The 19,174-nt window shown below is 61.6% G+C and carries 18 protein-coding genes; 13 read left to right on the top strand and 5 right to left on the bottom strand.

The features are described 5' to 3' along the window. The first annotated feature begins 6 nt into the window (after positions 1-6). From atpA to glmU, 5 genes are all read left to right on the top strand, one after another. Positions 7-1,548: a F0F1 ATP synthase subunit alpha gene (atpA, locus tag OC537_RS19755; protein ID WP_005326253.1), complete on the top strand. Its 1,542-nt coding sequence runs from the start codon at positions 7-9 to the stop codon at positions 1,546-1,548. Between the two features lie 42 nt (positions 1,549-1,590). Continuing rightward, positions 1,591-2,457, top strand: coding sequence for a F0F1 ATP synthase subunit gamma (atpG, locus tag OC537_RS19750; RefSeq protein WP_041206629.1), 867 nt, complete (start codon positions 1,591-1,593; stop codon positions 2,455-2,457). 33 nt (positions 2,458-2,490) lie between these two features. Beyond that, positions 2,491-3,879 carry a F0F1 ATP synthase subunit beta gene (gene atpD, locus OC537_RS19745; RefSeq protein WP_262113840.1) on the top strand — a complete coding sequence of 463 codons (1,389 nt, stop codon included), beginning with the start codon at positions 2,491-2,493 and terminating at the stop codon, positions 3,877-3,879. 18 nt (positions 3,880-3,897) lie between these two features. Beyond that, entirely contained in the window at positions 3,898-4,326 is a 429-nt protein-coding gene (locus OC537_RS19740; protein WP_262113839.1) for a F0F1 ATP synthase subunit epsilon, read from the top strand. A gap of 93 nt (positions 4,327-4,419) precedes the next feature. Then, positions 4,420-5,781 carry a bifunctional UDP-N-acetylglucosamine diphosphorylase/glucosamine-1-phosphate N-acetyltransferase GlmU gene (gene glmU / locus OC537_RS19735; protein WP_262113837.1) on the top strand — a complete coding sequence of 454 codons (1,362 nt, stop codon included), beginning with the start codon at positions 4,420-4,422 and terminating at the stop codon, positions 5,779-5,781. 50 nt (positions 5,782-5,831) lie between these two features. Here glmU and creD read toward each other — a convergent pair whose 3' ends face one another. The 4 genes from creD to blrA form a co-directional block, all read right to left on the bottom strand. Then, positions 5,832-7,193, bottom strand: coding sequence for a cell envelope integrity protein CreD (gene creD / locus OC537_RS19730; protein WP_262113835.1), 1,362 nt, complete (start codon positions 7,191-7,193; stop codon positions 5,832-5,834). Positions 7,194-7,310: 117 nt separating this feature from the next. After that, on the bottom strand, positions 7,311-8,105 hold the full coding sequence (blaOXA, locus tag OC537_RS19725) for a class D beta-lactamase (protein ID WP_106885389.1): 795 nt from the start codon (positions 8,103-8,105) through the stop codon (positions 7,311-7,313). Positions 8,106-8,213: 108 nt separating this feature from the next. Beyond that, a complete protein-coding gene (blrB, locus tag OC537_RS19720) occupies positions 8,214-9,635 on the bottom strand; it encodes a beta-lactam sensor histidine kinase BlrB (RefSeq protein ID WP_262113831.1) in 1,422 nt (473 codons plus the stop codon). A 58-nt stretch (positions 9,636-9,693) separates the two neighbouring features. Next, on the bottom strand, positions 9,694-10,368 hold the full coding sequence (gene blrA / locus OC537_RS19715) for a beta-lactam response regulator transcription factor BlrA (RefSeq protein ID WP_262113829.1): 675 nt from the start codon (positions 10,366-10,368) through the stop codon (positions 9,694-9,696). Between the two features lie 123 nt (positions 10,369-10,491). Here blrA and OC537_RS19710 point away from each other — a divergent pair, with 123 nt between their 5' ends. Both OC537_RS19710 and glmS read left to right on the top strand, forming a co-directional pair. Beyond that, positions 10,492-11,265, top strand: a complete 774-nt coding sequence (locus OC537_RS19710; protein WP_262113828.1) for a DeoR/GlpR family DNA-binding transcription regulator — start codon at positions 10,492-10,494, stop codon at positions 11,263-11,265. 56 nt (positions 11,266-11,321) lie between these two features. Beyond that, positions 11,322-13,154, top strand: coding sequence for a glutamine--fructose-6-phosphate transaminase (isomerizing) (gene glmS, locus OC537_RS19705; RefSeq protein WP_262113827.1), 1,833 nt, complete (start codon positions 11,322-11,324; stop codon positions 13,152-13,154). Between the two features lie 61 nt (positions 13,155-13,215). Here the strand turns inward: glmS and OC537_RS19700 are convergent, their stop codons facing one another. Beyond that, positions 13,216-13,992 (bottom strand): LuxR family transcriptional regulator, encoded by a 777-nt coding sequence (locus OC537_RS19700; protein WP_106885393.1) that lies wholly within the window; start codon positions 13,990-13,992, stop codon positions 13,216-13,218. A 212-nt stretch (positions 13,993-14,204) separates the two neighbouring features. Here OC537_RS19700 and OC537_RS19695 point away from each other — a divergent pair, with 212 nt between their 5' ends. Genes OC537_RS19695 through OC537_RS19670 form a run of 6 tightly spaced genes read left to right on the top strand, consistent with a single transcriptional unit; the run spans position 14,205 to position 19,023 of the window. Further along, positions 14,205-14,966 carry a DUF3450 domain-containing protein gene (locus OC537_RS19695; RefSeq protein ID WP_262113824.1) on the top strand — a complete coding sequence of 254 codons (762 nt, stop codon included), beginning with the start codon at positions 14,205-14,207 and terminating at the stop codon, positions 14,964-14,966. Beyond that, positions 14,963-16,258, top strand: coding sequence for a MotA/TolQ/ExbB proton channel family protein (locus tag OC537_RS19690; protein ID WP_262113822.1), 1,296 nt, complete (start codon positions 14,963-14,965; stop codon positions 16,256-16,258). The genes OC537_RS19695 and OC537_RS19690 overlap by 4 nt, the downstream gene beginning before the upstream one ends. After that, positions 16,255-16,785 (top strand): MotA/TolQ/ExbB proton channel family protein, encoded by a 531-nt coding sequence (locus OC537_RS19685; RefSeq protein ID WP_025328851.1) that lies wholly within the window; start codon positions 16,255-16,257, stop codon positions 16,783-16,785. Before OC537_RS19690 ends, OC537_RS19685 begins: the two co-directional genes overlap by 4 nt. After that, a complete protein-coding gene (locus OC537_RS19680; RefSeq protein ID WP_025328850.1) occupies positions 16,782-17,183 on the top strand; it encodes an ExbD/TolR family protein in 402 nt (133 codons plus the stop codon). The genes OC537_RS19685 and OC537_RS19680 overlap by 4 nt, the downstream gene beginning before the upstream one ends. After that, a complete protein-coding gene (locus OC537_RS19675) occupies positions 17,180-17,842 on the top strand; it encodes an energy transducer TonB (protein WP_262113819.1) in 663 nt (220 codons plus the stop codon). The genes OC537_RS19680 and OC537_RS19675 overlap by 4 nt, the downstream gene beginning before the upstream one ends. Before the next feature lie 2 nt (positions 17,843-17,844). After that, positions 17,845-19,023 (top strand): tetratricopeptide repeat protein, encoded by a 1,179-nt coding sequence (locus OC537_RS19670; RefSeq protein ID WP_262113817.1) that lies wholly within the window; start codon positions 17,845-17,847, stop codon positions 19,021-19,023. The last annotated feature ends 151 nt before the right edge of the window (positions 19,024-19,174 follow it).

Below are 19,174 nucleotides of genomic sequence, written 5' to 3'. Positions count from 1 at the left end.
TAGAGCATGCAACTGAATTCCACTGAAATCGCCGAGCTGATCAAGCAGCGCATTGCGCAGTTTGATGTCAAAAGCGAAGCGCGTAACGAAGGTACCATCGTCTCTGTGAGCGACGGTATCATTCGTATCCACGGTCTGGCCGATGCCATGCAGGGTGAAATGATCGAGCTGCCGGGTAACCGCTTCGCTCTGGCATTGAACCTGGAGCGTGACTCCGTTGGTGCCGTTGTCATGGGTCCCTATGCCAACCTGGCGGAAGGGATGAAAGTAAAAGGTACCGGCCGTATTCTGGAAGTGCCGGTCGGTCGTGGTCTGTTGGGCCGGGTGGTCAACACCCTGGGTCAGCCGATCGACGGTAAGGGTCCGGTAGACAACGACGGCTACTCGCCGATCGAAGTCATTGCCCCGGGCGTTATCGAGCGTAAGTCTGTTGACCAGCCAGTCCAGACCGGTCTGAAAGCCATCGATGCCATGATCCCTATCGGTCGTGGCCAGCGTGAGCTGATCATCGGTGACCGTCAGGTTGGTAAGACCGCCATCGCGATCGACACCATCATCAACCAGAAAGACTCCGGCATTAAGTGTGTCTACGTTGCGATTGGCCAGAAGGCCTCCACCATCGCCAACGTGGTGCGCAAGCTGGAAGAGCACGGCGCCCTGGCCAACACCATAGTGGTCGTAGCTTCTGCCTCCGAAGCGGCTGCCCTGCAGTACCTGGCTCCCTATGCCGGTTGCTCCATGGGTGAGTACTTCCGTGACCGCGGTGAAGACGCGCTGATCATCTATGATGACCTGTCCAAGCAGGCCGTAGCCTATCGCCAGATCTCCCTGCTGCTGCGCCGTCCGCCAGGACGTGAAGCTTACCCGGGCGACGTCTTCTATCTGCACTCCCGTCTGCTGGAGCGTGCTTCCCGCGTCAACGTCGAGTACGTCGAGAAGTTCACCAAGGGTGCCGTGACTGGCCAGACCGGTTCTCTGACCGCGTTGCCGATCATCGAAACCCAGGCCGGTGACGTGTCTGCGTTCGTTCCGACCAACGTGATCTCCATCACCGATGGCCAGATCTTCCTGACCACTCAGCTGTTCAACTCCGGTATTCGTCCGGCGGTTGACCCGGGTATCTCCGTATCCCGTGTGGGCGGTGCCGCTCAGACCAAGATCGTCAAGAAGCTGTCCGGTGGTATCCGTACCGCGCTGGCCCAGTATCGTGAGCTGGCGGCCTTCGCCCAGTTCTCTTCCGATCTGGACGATGCGACTCGCAAGCAGCTGGACCATGGTCAGAAAGTGACCGAGCTGATGAAGCAGAAGCAGTACTCTCCGATGAGCGTGGCTCACCAGTCTCTGGTGCTGTTCGCCGCCGAGAAGGGCTACCTCGCCGATGTCGAACTGAGCAAAATCGTCGACTTCGAAGCCGCTCTGCTCTCTTACGCCAATACCCAGCATGCTGAGCTGATGGCTGAAATCAATGCCAAGGCCGACTACAACGACGCGATCGTTGGCAAGCTGACTGCGTTGCTGGATAGCTTCAAGGCAACCCAGACCTGGTAAGCGTGTGTGGCAGCGCAAGCTGCCACCTGATGGAGAGAAGAGATGGCCGGCGCAAAAGAGATTCGTAACAAGATCGGGAGTGTGAAAAACACTCAGAAGATCACCAGCGCTATGGAAATGGTGGCAGCCAGCAAGATGCGCCGTGCGCAGGAACGCATGTCTGCCAGCCGTCCGTACGCTGAAACCATGCGCAAGGTGATCGGCCATATCGCTCAGGGGAACTTGGAATACAAGCACCCCTACCTCATCGAACGTGAGGTCAAGCGAGTGGGTTACATCGTCGTCTCCACCGACCGTGGCCTGTGTGGCGGCCTGAACATCAACCTGTTCAAAGCCGCCCTCAACGATATGAAGCAATGGAGCGCGAAAGGTGCCAAGGTTGACCTGGCACTGATCGGTAGCAAAGCCTCCAACTTCTTTGAGCGGCACGGCGCCAAGGTTAAAGCCCATGTCTCCGGACTGGGTGACAACCCGAGCGTCAATGACCTGATTGGTTCAGTCAAGGTCATGCTGAAGGCTTACGACAACGGTGAGATTGACAGGCTGTATCTGGTGTACAACAAGTTCGTCAACACCATGGTTCAGCAACCAAAAGTCGATCAACTGCTGCCTTTGCCCGTAACAGAAGACAGCAAGCTCGCCAAGAAACACCACTGGGATTACCTCTATGAGCCGGATCCCAAGCAGCTGCTGGATACCCTGTTGATTCGCTACGTCGAATCCCAGGTGTACCAGGGCGTGGTAGAAAACTTGGCAAGTGAACAGGCAGCCCGAATGGTTGCCATGCAAGCCGCGACTGACAACGCCGGCAACCTGATTAACGATCTGCAACTGGTGTACAACAAGGCCCGTCAGGCCAGTATTACCCAGGAACTGACAGAGATCGTATCCGGTGCTGCTGCGGTGTAAGGCAAGGGTTATCAAAGGTTTAGAGGATTTGACATGAGTAACGGTTTCATCGTCCAAATCATCGGCGCTGTAGTGGACATCGAGTTCCCGCAGAATGCCGTGCCCCAGGTGTACGATGCACTGAAAGTCATCAGCGAAGGCCAAGGCCAGGGTCTGGTACTGGAAGTTCAGCAACAGATCGGCGGCGGCGTCGTTCGTTGCATCACCATGGGTTCCTCCGACGGTCTGCGTCGTGGGTTGGAAGTAGTTAACAGCGGCAAGGCCATCCAGGTACCGGTTGGTACCTCGACCCTGGGTCGTATCATGAACGTACTGGGCGAGCCCATCGACGAGAAGGGTCCGATCGGCGAAGAAGAGCGTTGGTCCATCCACCGCGAAGCCCCCAGCTACGAAGATCAGTCCAACAGTGCCGAGCTGCTGGAGACCGGCATCAAGGTTATCGATCTGGTTTGTCCGTTCGCCAAGGGTGGTAAGGTCGGTCTGTTCGGTGGTGCCGGTGTAGGCAAAACCGTCAACATGATGGAGCTGATCCGTAACATCGCGATCGAACACAGTGGTTACTCTGTATTCGCCGGTGTAGGTGAGCGTACCCGTGAGGGTAACGACTTCTACCACGAGATGATGGAGTCCAACGTACTGGACAAAGTATCTCTGGTTTACGGTCAGATGAACGAGCCGCCCGGAAACCGTCTGCGCGTCGCGCTGACCGGTCTGACCATGGCCGAGAAGTTCCGTGACGAGGGTCGTGACGTGCTGTTCTTCGTGGACAACATCTACCGTTACACCCTGGCCGGTACTGAGGTATCCGCACTGCTGGGCCGTATGCCTTCTGCAGTAGGTTACCAGCCGACCCTGGCCGAGGAGATGGGTGTTCTGCAAGAACGTATCACCTCCACCAAGACTGGTTCCATCACGTCAGTCCAGGCCGTTTACGTGCCTGCGGATGACTTGACCGACCCGTCTCCGGCGACCACCTTCGCCCACCTGGATGCGACCATCGTTCTGTCCCGTCAGATCGCGGCACTGGGTATCTACCCGGCCGTTGACCCGCTGGACTCCACCTCCCGTCAGCTGGATCCGCTGGTGGTAGGCAAGGATCACTACGAGACCGCTCGTGGTGTGCAGATCGTGCTGCAGCGCTACAAAGAGCTGAAGGACATCATCGCCATCCTGGGTATGGATGAACTGTCAGAAGAAGACAAACTGACCGTATCCCGTGCCCGTAAGATCGAGCGTTTCCTGTCCCAGCCGTTCTTCGTGGCCGAAGTATTTACCGGTTCTCCGGGCAAATACGTGCCGCTGAAAGAGACCATCCGTGGTTTCCAGGGCATCCTGAAAGGCGAGTACGACGATCTGCCCGAGCAGGCGTTTTACATGGTTGGTAGCATCGACGAAGTCGTCGAGAAAGCCAAGAAACTGTAAGCCTCGATAGGAGGGCCCATGGCTGAGATGATCTCCTTTCACCTGGATGTGGTGAGCGCCGAAGGGAAACTGTTTTCCGGTCGCGTGCAATCAGCCCAGGTAACAGGCTCCGAGGGTGAGCTGGGTCTTCGCCACGGTCATGCTCCGTTGCTGACTGCCATCAAGCCGGGCCTGGTCCGCTTGATCAAGCAAAATGGTAGCGAAGAGGTGTTGTACATCTCCGGCGGTATGCTGGAAGTGCAACCCGAGTCCGTGACCGTGCTGGCCGATACCGCCATTCGTGCCGATGACCTGGATGAGGCGAAAGCCCAGGAAGCCAAGCGTCGTGCCGAAGAGCGGATCCACAGCTCCCATGGTGATATCGACTATGCTCAGGCGTCTGCCGAGCTGGCCAAAGCAATGGCCCAGCTGCGGGTTATCGATATCGTCAAAAAGAATTACCGCTAATCACGGTGATGCAAAAAGCGACCTTCGGGTCGCTTTTTTTTTGCCCGTTGGATAGACTCCGCCGGGTATTTCCTCATGTTTCAAAGGCTAGCTATGTCTCTCAACGTCGTGATCCTGGCTGCGGGTAAAGGTACTCGCATGCGTTCCGTTCTGCCCAAGGTGCTGCATCCGGTAGCCAACAAACCCATGGTGTCCCATGTGATCGACACCGCCCGCCAGATAGGTGCTGAGCAACTGCACCTGGTCTATGGCCACGGCGCCGAGCTGCTCAAGGAGCGGATCGCCGCCCCGGATCTCAACTGGGTGTTGCAGGCCCAGCAGTTGGGCACTGGCCATGCGGTCGCCCAGGCGATTCCGTTTTGGCAGGATGAGGATGAGGTGCTGGTACTGTACGGCGACACCCCGCTGATCCAGCCCGAGACCCTGCAACGGCTGCGGGCCGCCAAGGCTGACGACGGCATGGCGCTGCTGACCGTGGTGCTGGACAACCCCACCGGCTATGGCCGTATCGTCCGTGAAAACGGCCAGGTAGTCGGCATCGTCGAGCAGAAGGATGCCAACGCCGAACAGCTTGCCATCCGCGAGGTGAATACCGGCGTGCTGGTGGCTAATGGCGCCCAGCTGCGTGGCTGGCTGTCCCGTCTGGACAACAAGAACGCCCAGGGCGAGTTCTATCTCACCGACGTGATCGCCATGGCCCATGGGGATGGCTGCCCGATCGCCGCCGTCCATCCGGACAGCGCCATGGAGGTGGAAGGGGCCAACAACCGGGTCCAGCTGGCGGCCCTCGAGCGCAGCTATCAGAAGATGCAGGCCGAGAGGCTGATGATCGCCGGGGTCACCCTGATCGATCCGGCCCGCTTCGATCTGCGCGGGTCGCTCGAGATCGGTGAAGAGGTGGTGATCGACGTCAACGTCATCATCGAGGGCAAGGTAAAGCTCGGCAACCATGTGCGCATCGGCGCCGGCGCCGTGCTGAAGGATTGTGAGATAGGCGATCACAGCGAGGTGAAGCCCTACTCCGTCATCGAGGGCGCCCTGGTGGCGGATCAATGCTCGGTCGGCCCCTTTGCCCGTCTGCGCCCGGGTGCCGTGCTGGAGCAGGATGCTCACGTCGGCAACTTCGTCGAGATGAAGAAATCCCGGCTCGGGGTCGGCTCCAAGTGTGGTCACCTGACCTACCTGGGGGATGCGGACATAGGCGCCAAGGTGAACATAGGTGCCGGCACCATTACTTGTAATTATGATGGGGTGAACAAGTTCCAGACCATCATAGAGGATGATGTCTTCGTCGGCTCCGATACCCAGCTGGTGGCGCCGGTGCGCATCGGCAAGGGCGCGACCCTGGGTGCGGGTTCCACCATCACCAAGGATGTGGCCGAGCACGAGCTGGTGATCACCCGGGTGCCCCAGCGTCACATCAAGAACTGGGCCCGCCCGGTCAAGAAGAAGTGATGCCCAGTCAATGAAATGAAACCGGCGCCCTCAGGGCGCCGGTTTTGTTTTCAGCTCTCCTGGCTCGGGGAAGAGGAAGGCGGTGGGTTGCCCATCACCCCATACCAGTCCAGCTTGCGGGTCAGCACCATGACAAGCGCCAGTATGGCGAACAGCAGCAGGGCGCCGAGCAGCAGGGCTATCTCCTCGGCCTGCAGCAGCCCGAACAGTATGGCGTAGACCAGCCCGAGCAGGGCCGCGAAGCCGAGGCCCTGACGCGGACCACCCAGCACGTGGCTGAGGTAGAAGCCGTTGAGCGACACGCTGGCGAGGCTGGCGACCAGATAAGCCCAGCCAAAGCCCAGGTGCTCGGTCAGCGCCAGCAGCACCAGATAGAAGATGGCCAGCCCCATGCCCACCAGGGCGTACTGGATTGGGTGCACCCGCAGCCCCTTGAGCAGCTCGAACATGAAGAAACTGAGGAAGGTGAGGCCGATGAACAGCAGGGCGTATTTGGCGGCCCGCTCGTTCTGCTGATAGTGATCCACCGGCTGCACCAGGCTGACGCTGAAGGTCGGCAAATCGCTCCCCGCCCCCTTCATCATGCGGGTGAAGCGCCGCTCCATGTCGGTGGCAAACCAGCTGGTCTGCCAGCTGGCGTCGAACCCCTGATCGTTCAGGGTGCGGCTGCCGGGCAGAAAATCGCCGATAAAGTTGGGATGGGGCCAGTTGCCACTCAGGTTGAATCTGCTGTCCTGGCCGATCGGCACCACCTCAAGCGCGTTCATGCCTTGCAGGTTCAGCTCGATGTGAAAGCGGCCATCTTCCCCGGGCAGGCTGTCGAGCGGGGCATGGATACCGGCCAGACCGTCACCCAGCAGGGCGCCGGGGGCGAACGGAATGCGCCGCTCTCCCAGCTTCAGCTCGGGCACGCTGCTGATGCCGCGGGCATCGGACAGCACCAGGCTGAGGTAGGGTTTGCCCGGGACCAGGGCGGGATCCGCGGCATCGAAACTCAGGTCCGGGTTGCCGGCTACCAGCACCTTGTCGGCCAGACTGGCCGGCAACCGGCCGGAGAGGGAGAGCCGGCTGTGATAGACCTGGGCCTGATAGATGCCAAGTTTGCGCGGGGTTACCTCCATGCTGGCTCGCACATCCAGCCTGTCCGGCAGCAGGTAGCGATAGACCCGCTCCTCGCGCACGAAGCGCTTGCCATCCTGCTCGACGGTGATGGCCCGGGTATAGGGTTGCACCAGCACTGGCCCCAGCAAGCGCTGCGGACCGCTGTGGCTTGCCATGATGCTGTGGATGGCCTGGCTGCGGTAGGCCTGGCGCTCCCGGTTCAGCTCCATGATGGAGTGAACGGGGATCATCAGCAGCAGGCTGAGCAACAGCAGCAGCACTATCTTGTGGGTGAATATCTGTTTGACCATGACGCCTCTCCTTGTTGATGGGGTCGAGTGTGCCCTGGTCGGGTGAAGCGGGGATGGGGCCCTGTGAAGTGGGAGTGAAGGGGGATAAAAAAACCGGCGCCAGGCGCCGGTTGGAGATCAGAGTTTCTTCAGCTCTGTTGGCAAGGCGGCAAACACCTCTTCCTTTGCCCTGAGGGACGCGAACTGCTTGCCGGGTTTTTGCACCACTGTGTGCACGAAGATGAGCTTCTTGTCCTGCTTGCTGGCCCAGCCGACGAACCAGCCGATCTGCTGATCCCGGTTGAGGCTGCCATCCAGCAGCTTGGGGTAGCCCATGCCGGTCTTGCCGTGGATCTGCCAGCCATCGATGTCGGGCTGACGCAGCAGTGTGCTGGTGCGGCGCACCGCCTCGGCGGAGACCGGCAGCTTGCCGCTCACCAGCTTGCCGAGGAAGCGGGCCTGCTCCTGGGGGCTGATGGCGAGGCTGGAGCTGAGCCAGGCCTGGGTCAGACCGTCGTGCTTGCCCGGGTTGCCCGACAGCTCCCGGTTGCCGTAGTCGAAGCGGTCGACGTACTGCTGGAAGCGCGCCTCTCCCAGCCATTCGGTGAGGCGTTGGGAATACCAGATCACCGAGAATTTCATCCAGCTGCTCGGGGTGGTGGTCTGCTTCCATTCCGGCAGGAAGTCAGGGTCACCGGCTTTGAATGGCAGGGCGGGCAACTGTTCATCCACCAGGAAGCCGCTCTCATAGCCCATCAGCGCGAGGGGGATCTTGAAGGTGGAGGCGGGCGTCAGCTGGCTGGCGCAGTCACCCTGGGCGCTGAGGGGTTTGCCGCTGCCATCGGCAAACAGCAGGCAACCCGTGGTGGCGCTGGCGGGCAAGGCACAGAAGAGGCCGGCGGCAAGCAGGCCGGACAACAGAATGCGGGACATGAACATCTCCTTGATTCATCAGAACGCGTATCGACGGGTCCGGGCGGGACCCTATCCGAGGAGGCGCAGCTTAGCCCTGCTCTGTGTGTTCAGTGTGAAGTCCGTGGCTCAAGCCGTGGGCAACCAGAGTTCGGCCAGCACCCCGCCTTCCGGCTGGTTGCCCAGGGTCAGCCGGCCGCCGTGCTGGCGGGCCACTTCGGCGGCAAAGCTGAGCCCGAGGCCGCTGCTCTTGCCCTTGTCGGGTCTGGGCAGGGAGTAGAAGCGCTCGAAGATCCGCGGCAGCGCATAGTCAGGGATGCCGGGTCCCTGATCCCGCACCCGGAAGCAGTAGCCCCCCTCCTCCATGGCACCATTCAGCCGTATGTGACCCCCGGCGGGTGAAAAGTCGAGGGCGTTGTCCAGCAGGTTGCCTAGGGCCTGCTCCACCAGCAGGGGATCCCACTTCTGCCTGGGGGCGTCGGCGAGCTCTGCCGCCAGGGCTACCTGACGACGGGCAGCGACTATCTGGCGGGCATCCAGAGCCCGCCTGCCCAGTGTGGCGGGGGCTATGGCCTGTCTGTCCAACCCCTGCCCCGATTCGAGGCGCGCGAGCTGTAGCATGCGTTCGATCAGTTGCTGCATGCGGGCCGTCTCCAGATTGATGTTGCCGATAAAGCGCCGCGCCACCTCGGGCGGAGGTACCTCGGCGAGGATCTCCCCTGCCCCGCGGATGGCGGCCAGCGGGCTTTTGAGCTCATGGGTTAGGCTGTGCACATAGGCTTCGATATAGGATTTTCCGTCCAGCTGGCGGCGCATGGTCTCGAGGGAGTGGCCGAGCCGGTCCAGCTCCGGGCTGTGGAGCCTCGGCAGGCTGGCGGGCTGACCCTGGCTGACCGCATCGGCGTAGTACACCAGCTTGCCGATGGCGCGGGTGAGCCACCACACCAGCAGGGCGCCGATCAGCAGCGAGAGGCAGAGCAGCAGGGCCGCCCCCTGCAACAGCTGGTGCTCGCTGCGCTCGATCATGGGCAGCAGGGTGCGGTTGGGTTTGGCGACAGTGAGGGAACCCAGGATCTCGCCCCCCTCGCGCAGGGGGGCGGCCACGTGCATCACCGAGCTGGCGGGATCGTCTGGGTCGCTGCGGGTGCTGCGGGCGCCATACTCCCCGCGCAAGGTGCGGTAGACGTCGTTCCAGCGGGAATAGTCCTTGCCCAGATCCACCCCGTCCGAGTCATAGACCACCTTGCCCTTGGCGTCGACCACATAGATGCGGTACTCCGCCTGCTGCTTGAGGTGACCGTCGATCAGGGCGTTGATGGGGCTCTGGTTGAGGCGGGCAAAGGCGCTGGCCAGCCGGCCATCCGCCATCTTCCCCTCCTGCAGATCGTCCAGGGCCAGGGGGGCCAGCAGCTGGGCCATGTCCACCAGGGTATCCTCGGTGGCGCTGCGCACCCCGGGTTTGATCTCCTCGACGAAGATCTCCAGCACGAACCAGGCGGCCAGCGCGAAGATCAGCACCAGACCGCACAGCAGTTGCAGTCCTATTCTCATACCAGTTCTATCCGTTTGTATCCGGGCGCCAGACCATATGCTTGCTGCAGGCCGATCCTCATGCCAGTTCCAGACTGTAGCCCAGCCCGCGATGGGTCAGGATCAGGTTGGCGTCAGCGTCACGTTCCCGCAGCTTGGCGCGAATGGTCTTGATGTGGGTGTCGACGGTGCGATCCAGGCTCTCTTCTGCCCCACTCCACACCAGATCCATCAACTGCTGACGAGAGTAGACCCGCCCAGGTGCCTGCATCAGCGTCTTGAGCAGCAGGTATTCGTAGCGGGTGAGGGTCAGGGGCTGACCGTGGAAGCAGATACGGGCCCGCTCCTCGTCCAGTGCCAGCAATTGGCTCGGTTGGGGGATTATGGGCTGGCTGCGGCGCAGTATCACCCTCACCCTGGCGCACACCTCCCGCGGCGAGAAGGGCTTGGCCACGTAGTCGTCGGCCCCTATCTCCAGCCCGATCAACCTGTCTATCTCCTCGCTGCGGGCGGTGAGAAACATCAGGGGAGTGTCGGTCAGGGCTCGTACCTGCTTGCACAGCTCGAAGCCGCCTATGTCCGGCAACCCCACATCCAGGATCAGGAAATCCGGTCGCGACCGTTCCAGTCGCGCCAGCAACGGCTGGCCGAGGGGGAACCACTCCACCTCGAAGCCATCGGTCTGCAGGGCATAGATCAGGGTGTCGGCGATGCTGGCCTCATCTTCCACCAGCCAGATGACTCGTTTTTGCATGGCATCCTCGTCATAAATCGGCCTGACCATTCTGGCATCGAACCAAATCGGATCCTATTTGCCGTTTGATTTTTCCAAAAAAGGTATTAATATTTCGCCATTCTTTCGAATCGAAACTTTAAGATGACCAAACGCAACACTCAACAGCGCCGTCACACCATAGTGACCCTGGTGCAGGAACAGGGCGAAGTCAGCGTCGATGCCTTGGCCAAGCACTTCTCCACCTCGGAAGTGACCATCCGCAAGGATCTGGCCGTGCTGGAGACCGGCGGCCTGCTGCTGCGCCGTTACGGTGGTGCCGTGCCCCTGCCGAGCGAGATGGTGGTGGACAGCAACCCGGATCAAGTTTCGAAACGAAAGCTGGCTATCGCCCGTGCCGCCGCCGAGCGCATCCGCGATCACAACCGCGTCATCATCGACAGCGGCAGCACCACCAGCGCCATGATCCCCATGCTGGGCAGCAAGCGCGGCCTCATCGTGATGACCAACTCCCTCAACGTGGCCGGTGCCCTGCGCGAGCTGGAGAACGAGCCCACTCTGCTGATGACCGGCGGCACCTGGGATCCCCACTCCGAATCCTTCCAGGGTCAGGTGGCGGAGCAGGTGTTGCGCTCCTATGACTTCGACCAGCTGTTCATCGGCGCCGACGGCATAGACCCGGAGCGGGGCACCACCACCTTCAACGAGCTGGTGGGCCTCTCCCGTGTGATGGCCGAGGTGTCCCGCGAGGTCATCGTCATGGTCGAGTCGGAGAAGATAGGCCGCAAGATCCCCAATCTCGAGCTGCCCTGGTCCAGCATCCATACCCTGGTGACCGATGAGGGGCTGGACAGCGAGGCCAGAGCACAGATTCAGGCCAGGGGGATAGCACTGATCTGCGTCCCAGTGGCGGTTTGACCCAAACATCCAACTATCCAAACGAATTTCCGTTTTTACCTCTTGAGGAGAAGTCTATGTGTGGCATCGTCGGGGCAGTGGCCCAACGTGATGTGGCTGAAATCCTGGTAGAAGGCCTGCGCCGTCTGGAATACCGCGGCTATGACTCCGCCGGTGTGGCCGTGTTCAGCGCCAGCCAGCCGCTGCAGCGGGTACGCCGCCTCGGCAAGGTGGCCGAGCTGGCCAAGGCTCTGGAAGAGCAGTCCGTCCACGGCGGCACCGGCATAGCCCACACCCGCTGGGCGACCCATGGCGAGCCGTCCGAGCGCAATGCCCACCCCCACGTCTCCGACCATATAGTGGTGGTGCACAACGGCATCATAGAGAACCACGAAGAGCTGCGTAGCCAGTTGCAGGGCATGGGTTACGAGTTCAGCTCAGACACCGACACCGAGGTGATCGCCCACCTGGTGCACCACGAGCTGAAATCCGCCCCCAGCCTGCTGGCCGCCATGCAGGTCACGGTGAAGCAGCTGCGCGGTGCCTACGGCACTGTGGTGATGGACAGCCGTGACGACAGCCGCGTGGTGGTGGCCCGCTCCGGCTCGCCCCTGGTGATCGGCCGCGGCATCGGCGAGAACTTCATCGCCTCCGATCAGATGGCCCTGCTGCCGGTGACCCGTCGCTTCATCTTCCTGGAAGAGGGGGATGTGGCCGAGGTGACCCGTCGCGACGTGCACATCTTCGATACCCAGGGCAATGCCGTGGTGCGCGAGGAGCTGGAATCCGAGCTCTCCCACGACGCCGGTGACAAGGGCGAGTACCGCCACTACATGCTCAAGGAGATCTACGAGCAACCCAAGGCCATCACCAACACCCTGGAAGGGCGTCTGGGCACCGACCACGTGGTGGTCGAGTCGTTCGGCAACGGCGCACGCGCCATCTTCGACAAGGTAGAGCACGTCCAGATCGTGGCCTGCGGCACCTCCTACAACTCCGGCATGGTGGCCCGCTACTGGTTCGAAGAGATAGCCGGCGTCTCCTGCGACGTGGAGATCGCCTCCGAGTTCCGCTATCGCAAGTCAGTGGTGCGCCCCAACAGCCTGCTGGTGACCCTGTCCCAGAGCGGCGAGACTGCCGACACCCTGGCCGCCCTGCGCCTGGCCAAGGAGTCCGGTTACATGAGCTCGCTCGCCATCTGCAACGTGCCGGGTTCCTCCCTGGTGCGGGAATCTGACTTGGCCTTTATGACCCGGGCCGGTGCCGAGATTGGCGTCGCCTCCACCAAGGCGTTCACCACCCAGCTGGCCGGCCTGCTGATGCTGGTGGCCTCTGTCGGTCATTGCCGTGGCAACCTGAGCGCCGCCGCCGAAGCCGACCTGGTCAAGGCGCTGCAAGCCCTGCCGCTGCGTATCAAGGAGAGCCTGGCGCTGGCCAAGCAGATCGAGACCCTGGCCGAGGAGTTCGCCGACAAGCACCACAGCCTGTTCCTCGGTCGTGGCAGCCAGTACCCCATCGCCATGGAGGGGGCGCTCAAGCTGAAAGAGATCTCCTACATCCATGCCGAGGCCTATGCCGCCGGTGAGCTCAAGCACGGCCCGCTGGCGCTGATCGATGCCGAGATGCCCATCATAGTGGTGGCGCCGAACAACGATCTGCTGGAGAAGCTCAAGTCCAACGTGGAAGAGGTGCGTGCCCGTGGCGGCATCCTCTACGTGTTCGCCGATGCCGACGCCGGCTTCAAGAGCGACGAGACCATGAGGGTGATGAGCCTGAACCACGTGGAAGAGATGATAGCCCCCATTGTCTACACGGTGCCGTTGCAGCTGCTCTCCTACCACGTCGCCCTGATCAAGGGCACCGACGTGGATCAGCCGCGCAACCTGGCGAAATCCGTGACCGTGGAATAAGCCGTTGTCAGACATAAAAAAAGAGCCGCTGTTGCGGCTCTTTTTGTTGCTGCGGACCGGCTCAGGAGAGCCGCAGGTTGGTGATGGTCACGTCGTTCAGCGAAGGCACTATGATGCCGCTGGAGATGCTCTTGGCGATCGCCTGGTTGCGGTTCTTCGAATCCGTCTTGTTGGTGACCTGATTGAGGTGGAAGTTCACGGTGCGCTCGCTGATGCCGAGTATGGTGGCTATCTCCCAGGAGGTCTTGCCCTCGCTGGCCCAGAACAGGCACTCCTTCTCCCGATCCGACAGCTCGGCCAGATGCTTCATCAGGTCCGGCCTGCTCTTTATCAGTTGCAGCGCCGCATTGAAGATGTAGCTGGCGCAGAACGACAGCATGGGAACGTTTTCAAACATCAGGTCGGAGTTGGATTTCTCCTTGCTGATGAAGGAGAGGATGCCATGTTCCCCCTGGGGCGTGTGCAGCGGGAAGGAGACGCCGTTTCTCACGCCAAAGTCGGCGGCGAGGTTCATCACCTCCCGGCTGGCGCTGGGCAGCCAGGGGGAGTCGCAATCGAGCTTGTTCCAGAAGATGGGCTGGGTCTGCTTCAGGCCCAGGAAGACCACAGGATCCTGGGTCAGGTAGTGCCGCTCCGTGTAGGCATCAAACCAGCTGGTCGGGCAGTTGTTGAACAAGGCCACGTGTGATTTCTGCATGCTGATGGGGAAAATGATCAGCAACCTGAAGTAATCAAATCCCATCTGATGGCTGAAGCGCTCCAGTTGCTGCTGGATATCGCTGGTTTTCTTGGCCTTGGTGAACCGATCTATGTGTTCCCAGATCGCATCGTTAAACATGTAAGTCTCCTTCTTCGACCACTTATCATCCTGATCGAAAAGACATTTTTTAGTTATTTAAAATGGTGTTGTGACTACCAACGCCAGTTGTTCCCGTGCTTGTCTAAAAAGTATCCTGTTTTTTCAGCCACAGGCCAAGAAAATCATCTGATTGCCACTGGCACGACTCTTTGAGACAATGAGAATAGTTATCATTGTTAAGATTGTGTACCATGAAAAAGATCTGGGGTCTGGCCTTGTTGCCATTGGCCGTTCATTTCGTCGCCTCGGCAGACGATTTGGTCGCGCCCGCACTGAAAAACAGCATCGCGGATGGGAAAGCCTCCCAGCAGCGCGTAGAAAAGGCGGCCGATGCCGCCGTTGCCGCCCGGCTGGAGCTGCAAAATGCCCAGCTGCAACTGCGGGATCTGGAAGCCTACAACAGCTACATGCAGTCTCTGGTGGCCGATCAGCAGAATGAGCTGGGCAAGCTCACTCAACAGCTGGAAGCGGTACAAGAGACCCGGCAGGGCCTGATCCCGCTGATGCTGCAGATGCAGGCGGATCTCGAACAGCTGGTGCAGGATGACATTCCCCTGCGCAAGGAGGACCGTCTGGCGCGGGTCGAGCAGTTGAAGGTGACCCTGGCCCGGGCGGACGTGAGCGAGGCGGAGAAGTTCCGCCAGCTGCTGCAGGCCTACCAGATCGAAGCCGAATACGGCAGCCGGATGGACGCCTATACCGCCCAGCTGGCGCTGGATGGTGCCGAACGTCGGGTCGATGTGCTGGCGCTCGGCCGCGTCTCCCTGCTGGCCATGACAGCCGATCGCTCCCAGGCCTGGCGCTGGTCCACCGAGAGCAAGAGCTGGTTGCCGCTGGATAGCGAGTGGCTCACCCCCCTTGCCGATGCGCTGGACATGGCGGCCGACAAGAAAGTCCCGCAACTGTTGCATGTGCCCCTGTCTGTCGCCCGTAGCCAGGAGGCTCAGTCATGAAATGGTTCCCCCTTCTGGTCACCCTCTCCCTCTGCTCCCAGCTGGCCATTGCCAATGAAGAGTGGCAACAGCAGGAACAGGCCCGCGAGCAACAGGCGCAGCAGGATCTGGCGTCTGTCTCCACCGAATTGAACAGTGCCCGCGCCAGGCTGGCCGAGGCCCAGCGCCTGAGCAAGGAGCTGGCCAGCCAGTTTGCCAGCAATGAAAAGCAGCTGGTCGAGCTCAACGGCCAGTGGGAGCAAGCTTCCGGCGACATGAACGAGATCTTCGCGGTGACCCGTCAGGGCGCCAGCGATGCGGTCAAGCTGTTGGGTGACTCCTCGGTGCAGGGCCAGTATCCGGATCGTCTGACTGCCTTGAAGGCGATGGCCCAGGACAAGCAGGTGCCGGATCGCGCCGCCCTCGCCCTGCTGCCCGCCACCCTGTTGCAGGAGATCCGCGAGTCGGGCCGGGTTGTCCAGTTTAACGGCAAGGTGCTGGATGCCCAGGGGGCGGCCAGTGAGCAGTCGCTGACCCGGGTCGGCAGCTTCGCGCTGTTTGGCAGCGAAGGCTTCCTGCAACCGAGCGGCGAAGGGCTGAGTCCGGTACTGGGCTTGCCCGGCGGAGTGCTGTCCGAGCTGAGCGCCTATCAGGGCAAGGAGGGAGAGGCGTTGCCGCTGGATCCCTCCCACGGCGTCTTGCTCGAGATGCTGGCCCAGGCGCCGACCTTCTGGCAGCAAGTCCAGCAAGGGGGCCAGGTAGGCGCCATCATAGTGCTGCTGGCCGCCATCGGCCTCGGCATTGCCGCCGTACGGCTCTGGACCCTCTCCCGTGAACTGACCCTGGTGCGTCGCCAGCTCAAGAGTGGCGAATACCACGCCGACAACGCCCTCGGTCGGGTGCTGACGGTAGCGGAACAGCATCCCGAGCTGAGCATGGAGACGCTCGAACTGAGGCTGGACGAAGCCATACTGCAGGAGACGCCCCGGATGGAGCGTGGCATCGGCATGGTCAAGGTGATCGCCGCCATAGCCCCCATGCTGGGGCTGCTCGGTACTGTCACCGGCATGATAGGCACCTTCCAGGCCATTACCCAGTTCGGTACCGGCGATCCCAAGATCATGGCGGGCGGCATCTCCATGGCGCTGATCACCACAGTCCAGGGGTTGGTGGCCGCCATTCCGCTGATCCTGGCCCACAGCCTGCTGCAATCCCGTTTCACCGAGCTCTCCAACGTGCTGGAGCAGCAAGTCGCCGGCATTCTGGCCGAGCGGGCCGAGAATAACGGGGACGGGATGGAGCGGGTGGCATGATGGTCGACATCTGGCAACAGTTGCAGAGCTTCATGGGCCGTGGCGGCCCCGTGCTCTGGGTCATCCTGGCCTTGCTGGTGCTGATGTGGATTTTGATGATCGAGCGGCTGCTCTACCTCAACCTGGGCTTCGGCCCGCTGCAGCGGCAGTTGTTCGGCCGCTGGCAGGGACGCAGCGAGCGCCACAGCTGGCACGCCAAGGCGATCCGCAGCCGCTGGCTGGCAGAGGCCGAACTCGAGCTCAACCGCCATCTCATCTTCATCCGCACCCTGGTGGTGCTCTGCCCCATGTTGGGCCTGCTCGGCACTGTGACCGGCATGATAGGCGTATTCGATGCGTTGGCCGCCGCCAACCGCTTTAACCCGGAGAGCATGGCGGGCGGGATCTCCCGTGCCACCATCCCCACCATGGCAGGCATGGTGGTGGCCCTCTCCGGCGTGTTGTTACTCAGTCGTCTCGAGAGCCAGGCCAAGCGTGCGCTGGCCAAGACCCGGGACGGCCTGCGAGAAGAGAAGGTAATGCAATGAGACGGCAATCCAAACGCCAGCGTGATGAAGTGCAGATCGACATGACTCCCATGCTGGATATCGTGTTCATCATGCTGATCTTCTTCATCGTGACCACCTCCTTCGTACGGGAAGCCGGGCTCGAGGTGCACAGGCCCCAGGCGAGCCAGGCCAAGGCGCAGAAGTCCTCCAGCATCATGCTGGCCATCGGCGCCCAGGGGCAGATCTTCCTCGACCGCAAACAGGTGGATGTGGAGCGGGTGCAGGCCAGCCTGGCCCGTCTACTGTCGGAGCAGCCCGATGCCAGCCTGGTGATCCAGGCCGATGAGCGGGTGCCTCACGGCAAGGTAGTGCGGGTGATGGATGAGGCCAAGGCGGCAGGCATCGCCAATATCGCCGTGGCGGTGGCGCCGAAATGAAGTTCAAGCTGATGAGCCTGGGGCTGGGGGTTGCCCTCAGTCTGGCGATCCTGCTGTTCATGGCTACATTGGTGGAGCCTCCCCGGGGAGAGAGGGCCTCGTCCGAACAGAAAGCCATCGTCATCAACATGCAGACCGAGGTGAACGAGGTGCAGGTGCGCGAGCGCCCGGTACCCCAGGAGCCGGAACCCTTGCCGGAGCCTCCCGCCGCCCTGGCCTCCACGCCAATGCCCATGCCGGCGGCGGCGCCGCTGCCCTCGGTGCAGCCGAGCCTGGATCTGGTCTCCAGCCTGAGCGCGGTGCAGGTATCTGCCCCCGGGGTGGCCACCAGCCCCACCCCGGTGGCGAGCAGCAGCTTCCATGGTCAGTCTCAAGGCGCGGGCATAGGTGTCGGCGACATGCTGACTCCCTTGCAGCGGGTCGAGCCCGTCTATCCCTATCGGGCCCAGCAGGCCGGCATAGAAGGCTCGGTGACCCTGCGCTTCAGCGTCGATGCCGAGGGGCGGGTACAGGATGTGGAAGTGATCGAGGCCAAACCCAAGCGGCAGTTCGAGCGGGCGGCGATTCAGGCTGTCAGCAAGTGGCGCTACCAGCCGAGACCGGGTGCCACCGACAAGCTGGTGCAAACCATCAATCTCAAATTCAAATTGGAGTCGTAACCATGTTGCGGATCTGGATCTGCCTGCTGGCCCTGGTCAGCCAAGCCTGTCTGGCCATGGAAGTGAGCCCTCATTTCTCCCGTCAGCTGGAGCCTGTGATGAAGCTCTATCAGTCGGGTCAGTGGCAACAGGCCCAGAACAAGGCGAGCGGGCTCAAGCCTGGCTCCGATGCCGAGCGCGCCTGGCTGGCCCAGTTGCAGGCTTCACTGGCGGCCAACTTGCAGCAGACCGCGCAGGCGAGTCGCTACGTGGAACAGGCGCTGGCCTATAAAGAGTGGCCCGAGCAGCAGCAGCTCCAGTTGCTGCGTCTGCGTGGGGATATCCAGGCGCAGCAATCCAACTGGTCCGGCGCCATCGCCAGCTACAAGGCCGCACTGGCACTCAAGTCTGACGATGCCTTGCGCCTGCGTCTGGCGGGCCTCTATTACCACAACAAGCAATATGGCGAGGCGGTCAGCCAGAGCGAGCAGTTGCTGAAGAAAGGCTGGCACAAGCAGACGGCGATCATTCGCCTCTCCGCCCTCACCGCCCTGCAACGTTATGGCGCTGCGGCAGAGCAGGCGCAAGAGCTGGTGCGCCACGAACCAAAAGAGAGCAAATGGTGGCAACAGGCCGTTTCGCTTAACCTGTCCGCCAAGCGTGGGGACCAGGCGCTGGCGCTGTTGCAGACCGCCATCGATCGTCAGCTGATGGACGATGCGGCCGCCCGCAACCAGCTGATCCGGCTCTATGCCTGGCAGGGGCTGCCCTATCGCGGCGCCCGTCTGCTGGAAGCCGCCATGGCGAAGGGACAGATGAAGGCAAGTGCCGAGAACCAGCAACTGCTGGCCCAGTTGTGGGAAGGTGCCCGCGAGTGGCCTAAGGCGGTAGATAGCTGGCAACGGCTCGCCAAACAGCATGCCCAGCCCAAGGCGGCCATGCGCGTCGCCGAGCTGCTGCTGCAACAAGGCAAGACAGAAGCCGCCATGACTCAGCTGGTAGCCATGAAGTCAGCCAAGGGTGAGCAGGGCAATAGAGCCAAGGCACTGCTGGTGCAGGCACACCTCAATAAGGAGCAGTATGCCCAGGCGCTGGAGCTGGCTCGCGAGCTGCAGCAGCAGGACAACTGGCAGAAGCGGGCGACCAGCTGGGTCAACTACATCCAGGCCCAGACCGATGGGGTGAACAAAAAAGCGGCATGAAACGGGGCTAAAACTGGCATTTCATGAGGTTCAGCCTGCTTTTTCAGCAAACGAACTCATTTTTACAAAAAGCCCTTGTCATCCCGGCGCGGCTCCCTATAATGCGCCCCTACCAGCACGGCGGAACACGCCGAACTGATGAGCCAGCTTA

Origin of the sequence: Aeromonas sp. Marseille-Q5825 (assembly GCF_946892685.1) — a bacterium.
Taxonomy (GTDB): Bacteria; Pseudomonadota; Gammaproteobacteria; order Enterobacterales; family Aeromonadaceae; genus Aeromonas; species Aeromonas rivipollensis.
This window is presented reverse-complemented; position numbering and strand designations above follow the sequence as displayed.

Coding starts and splice junctions, on each gene's coding strand:
- glmS (WP_262113827.1), top strand. CDS start 11,322: ATGTGTGGCATCGTCGGGGCAGTGGCCCAACGTGATGTGGCTGAAATC.
- OC537_RS19740 (WP_262113839.1), top strand. CDS start 3,898: ATGGCTGAGATGATCTCCTTTCACCTGGATGTGGTGAGCGCCGAAGGG.
- OC537_RS19710 (WP_262113828.1), top strand. CDS start 10,492: ATGACCAAACGCAACACTCAACAGCGCCGTCACACCATAGTGACCCTG.
- atpA (WP_005326253.1), top strand. CDS start 7: ATGCAACTGAATTCCACTGAAATCGCCGAGCTGATCAAGCAGCGCATT.
- OC537_RS19700 (WP_106885393.1), bottom strand. CDS start 13,992: ATGTTTAACGATGCGATCTGGGAACACATAGATCGGTTCACCAAGGCC.
- atpD (WP_262113840.1), top strand. CDS start 2,491: ATGAGTAACGGTTTCATCGTCCAAATCATCGGCGCTGTAGTGGACATC.
- OC537_RS19685 (WP_025328851.1), top strand. CDS start 16,255: ATGATGGTCGACATCTGGCAACAGTTGCAGAGCTTCATGGGCCGTGGC.
- blrB (WP_262113831.1), bottom strand. CDS start 9,635: ATGAGAATAGGACTGCAACTGCTGTGCGGTCTGGTGCTGATCTTCGCG.
- OC537_RS19690 (WP_262113822.1), top strand. CDS start 14,963: ATGAAATGGTTCCCCCTTCTGGTCACCCTCTCCCTCTGCTCCCAGCTG.
- blaOXA (WP_106885389.1), bottom strand. CDS start 8,105: ATGTCCCGCATTCTGTTGTCCGGCCTGCTTGCCGCCGGCCTCTTCTGT.
- blrA (WP_262113829.1), bottom strand. CDS start 10,368: ATGCAAAAACGAGTCATCTGGCTGGTGGAAGATGAGGCCAGCATCGCC.
- creD (WP_262113835.1), bottom strand. CDS start 7,193: ATGGTCAAACAGATATTCACCCACAAGATAGTGCTGCTGCTGTTGCTC.
- OC537_RS19675 (WP_262113819.1), top strand. CDS start 17,180: ATGAAGTTCAAGCTGATGAGCCTGGGGCTGGGGGTTGCCCTCAGTCTG.
- glmU (WP_262113837.1), top strand. CDS start 4,420: ATGTCTCTCAACGTCGTGATCCTGGCTGCGGGTAAAGGTACTCGCATG.
- OC537_RS19695 (WP_262113824.1), top strand. CDS start 14,205: ATGAAAAAGATCTGGGGTCTGGCCTTGTTGCCATTGGCCGTTCATTTC.
- OC537_RS19680 (WP_025328850.1), top strand. CDS start 16,782: ATGAGACGGCAATCCAAACGCCAGCGTGATGAAGTGCAGATCGACATG.
- OC537_RS19670 (WP_262113817.1), top strand. CDS start 17,845: ATGTTGCGGATCTGGATCTGCCTGCTGGCCCTGGTCAGCCAAGCCTGT.
- atpG (WP_041206629.1), top strand. CDS start 1,591: ATGGCCGGCGCAAAAGAGATTCGTAACAAGATCGGGAGTGTGAAAAAC.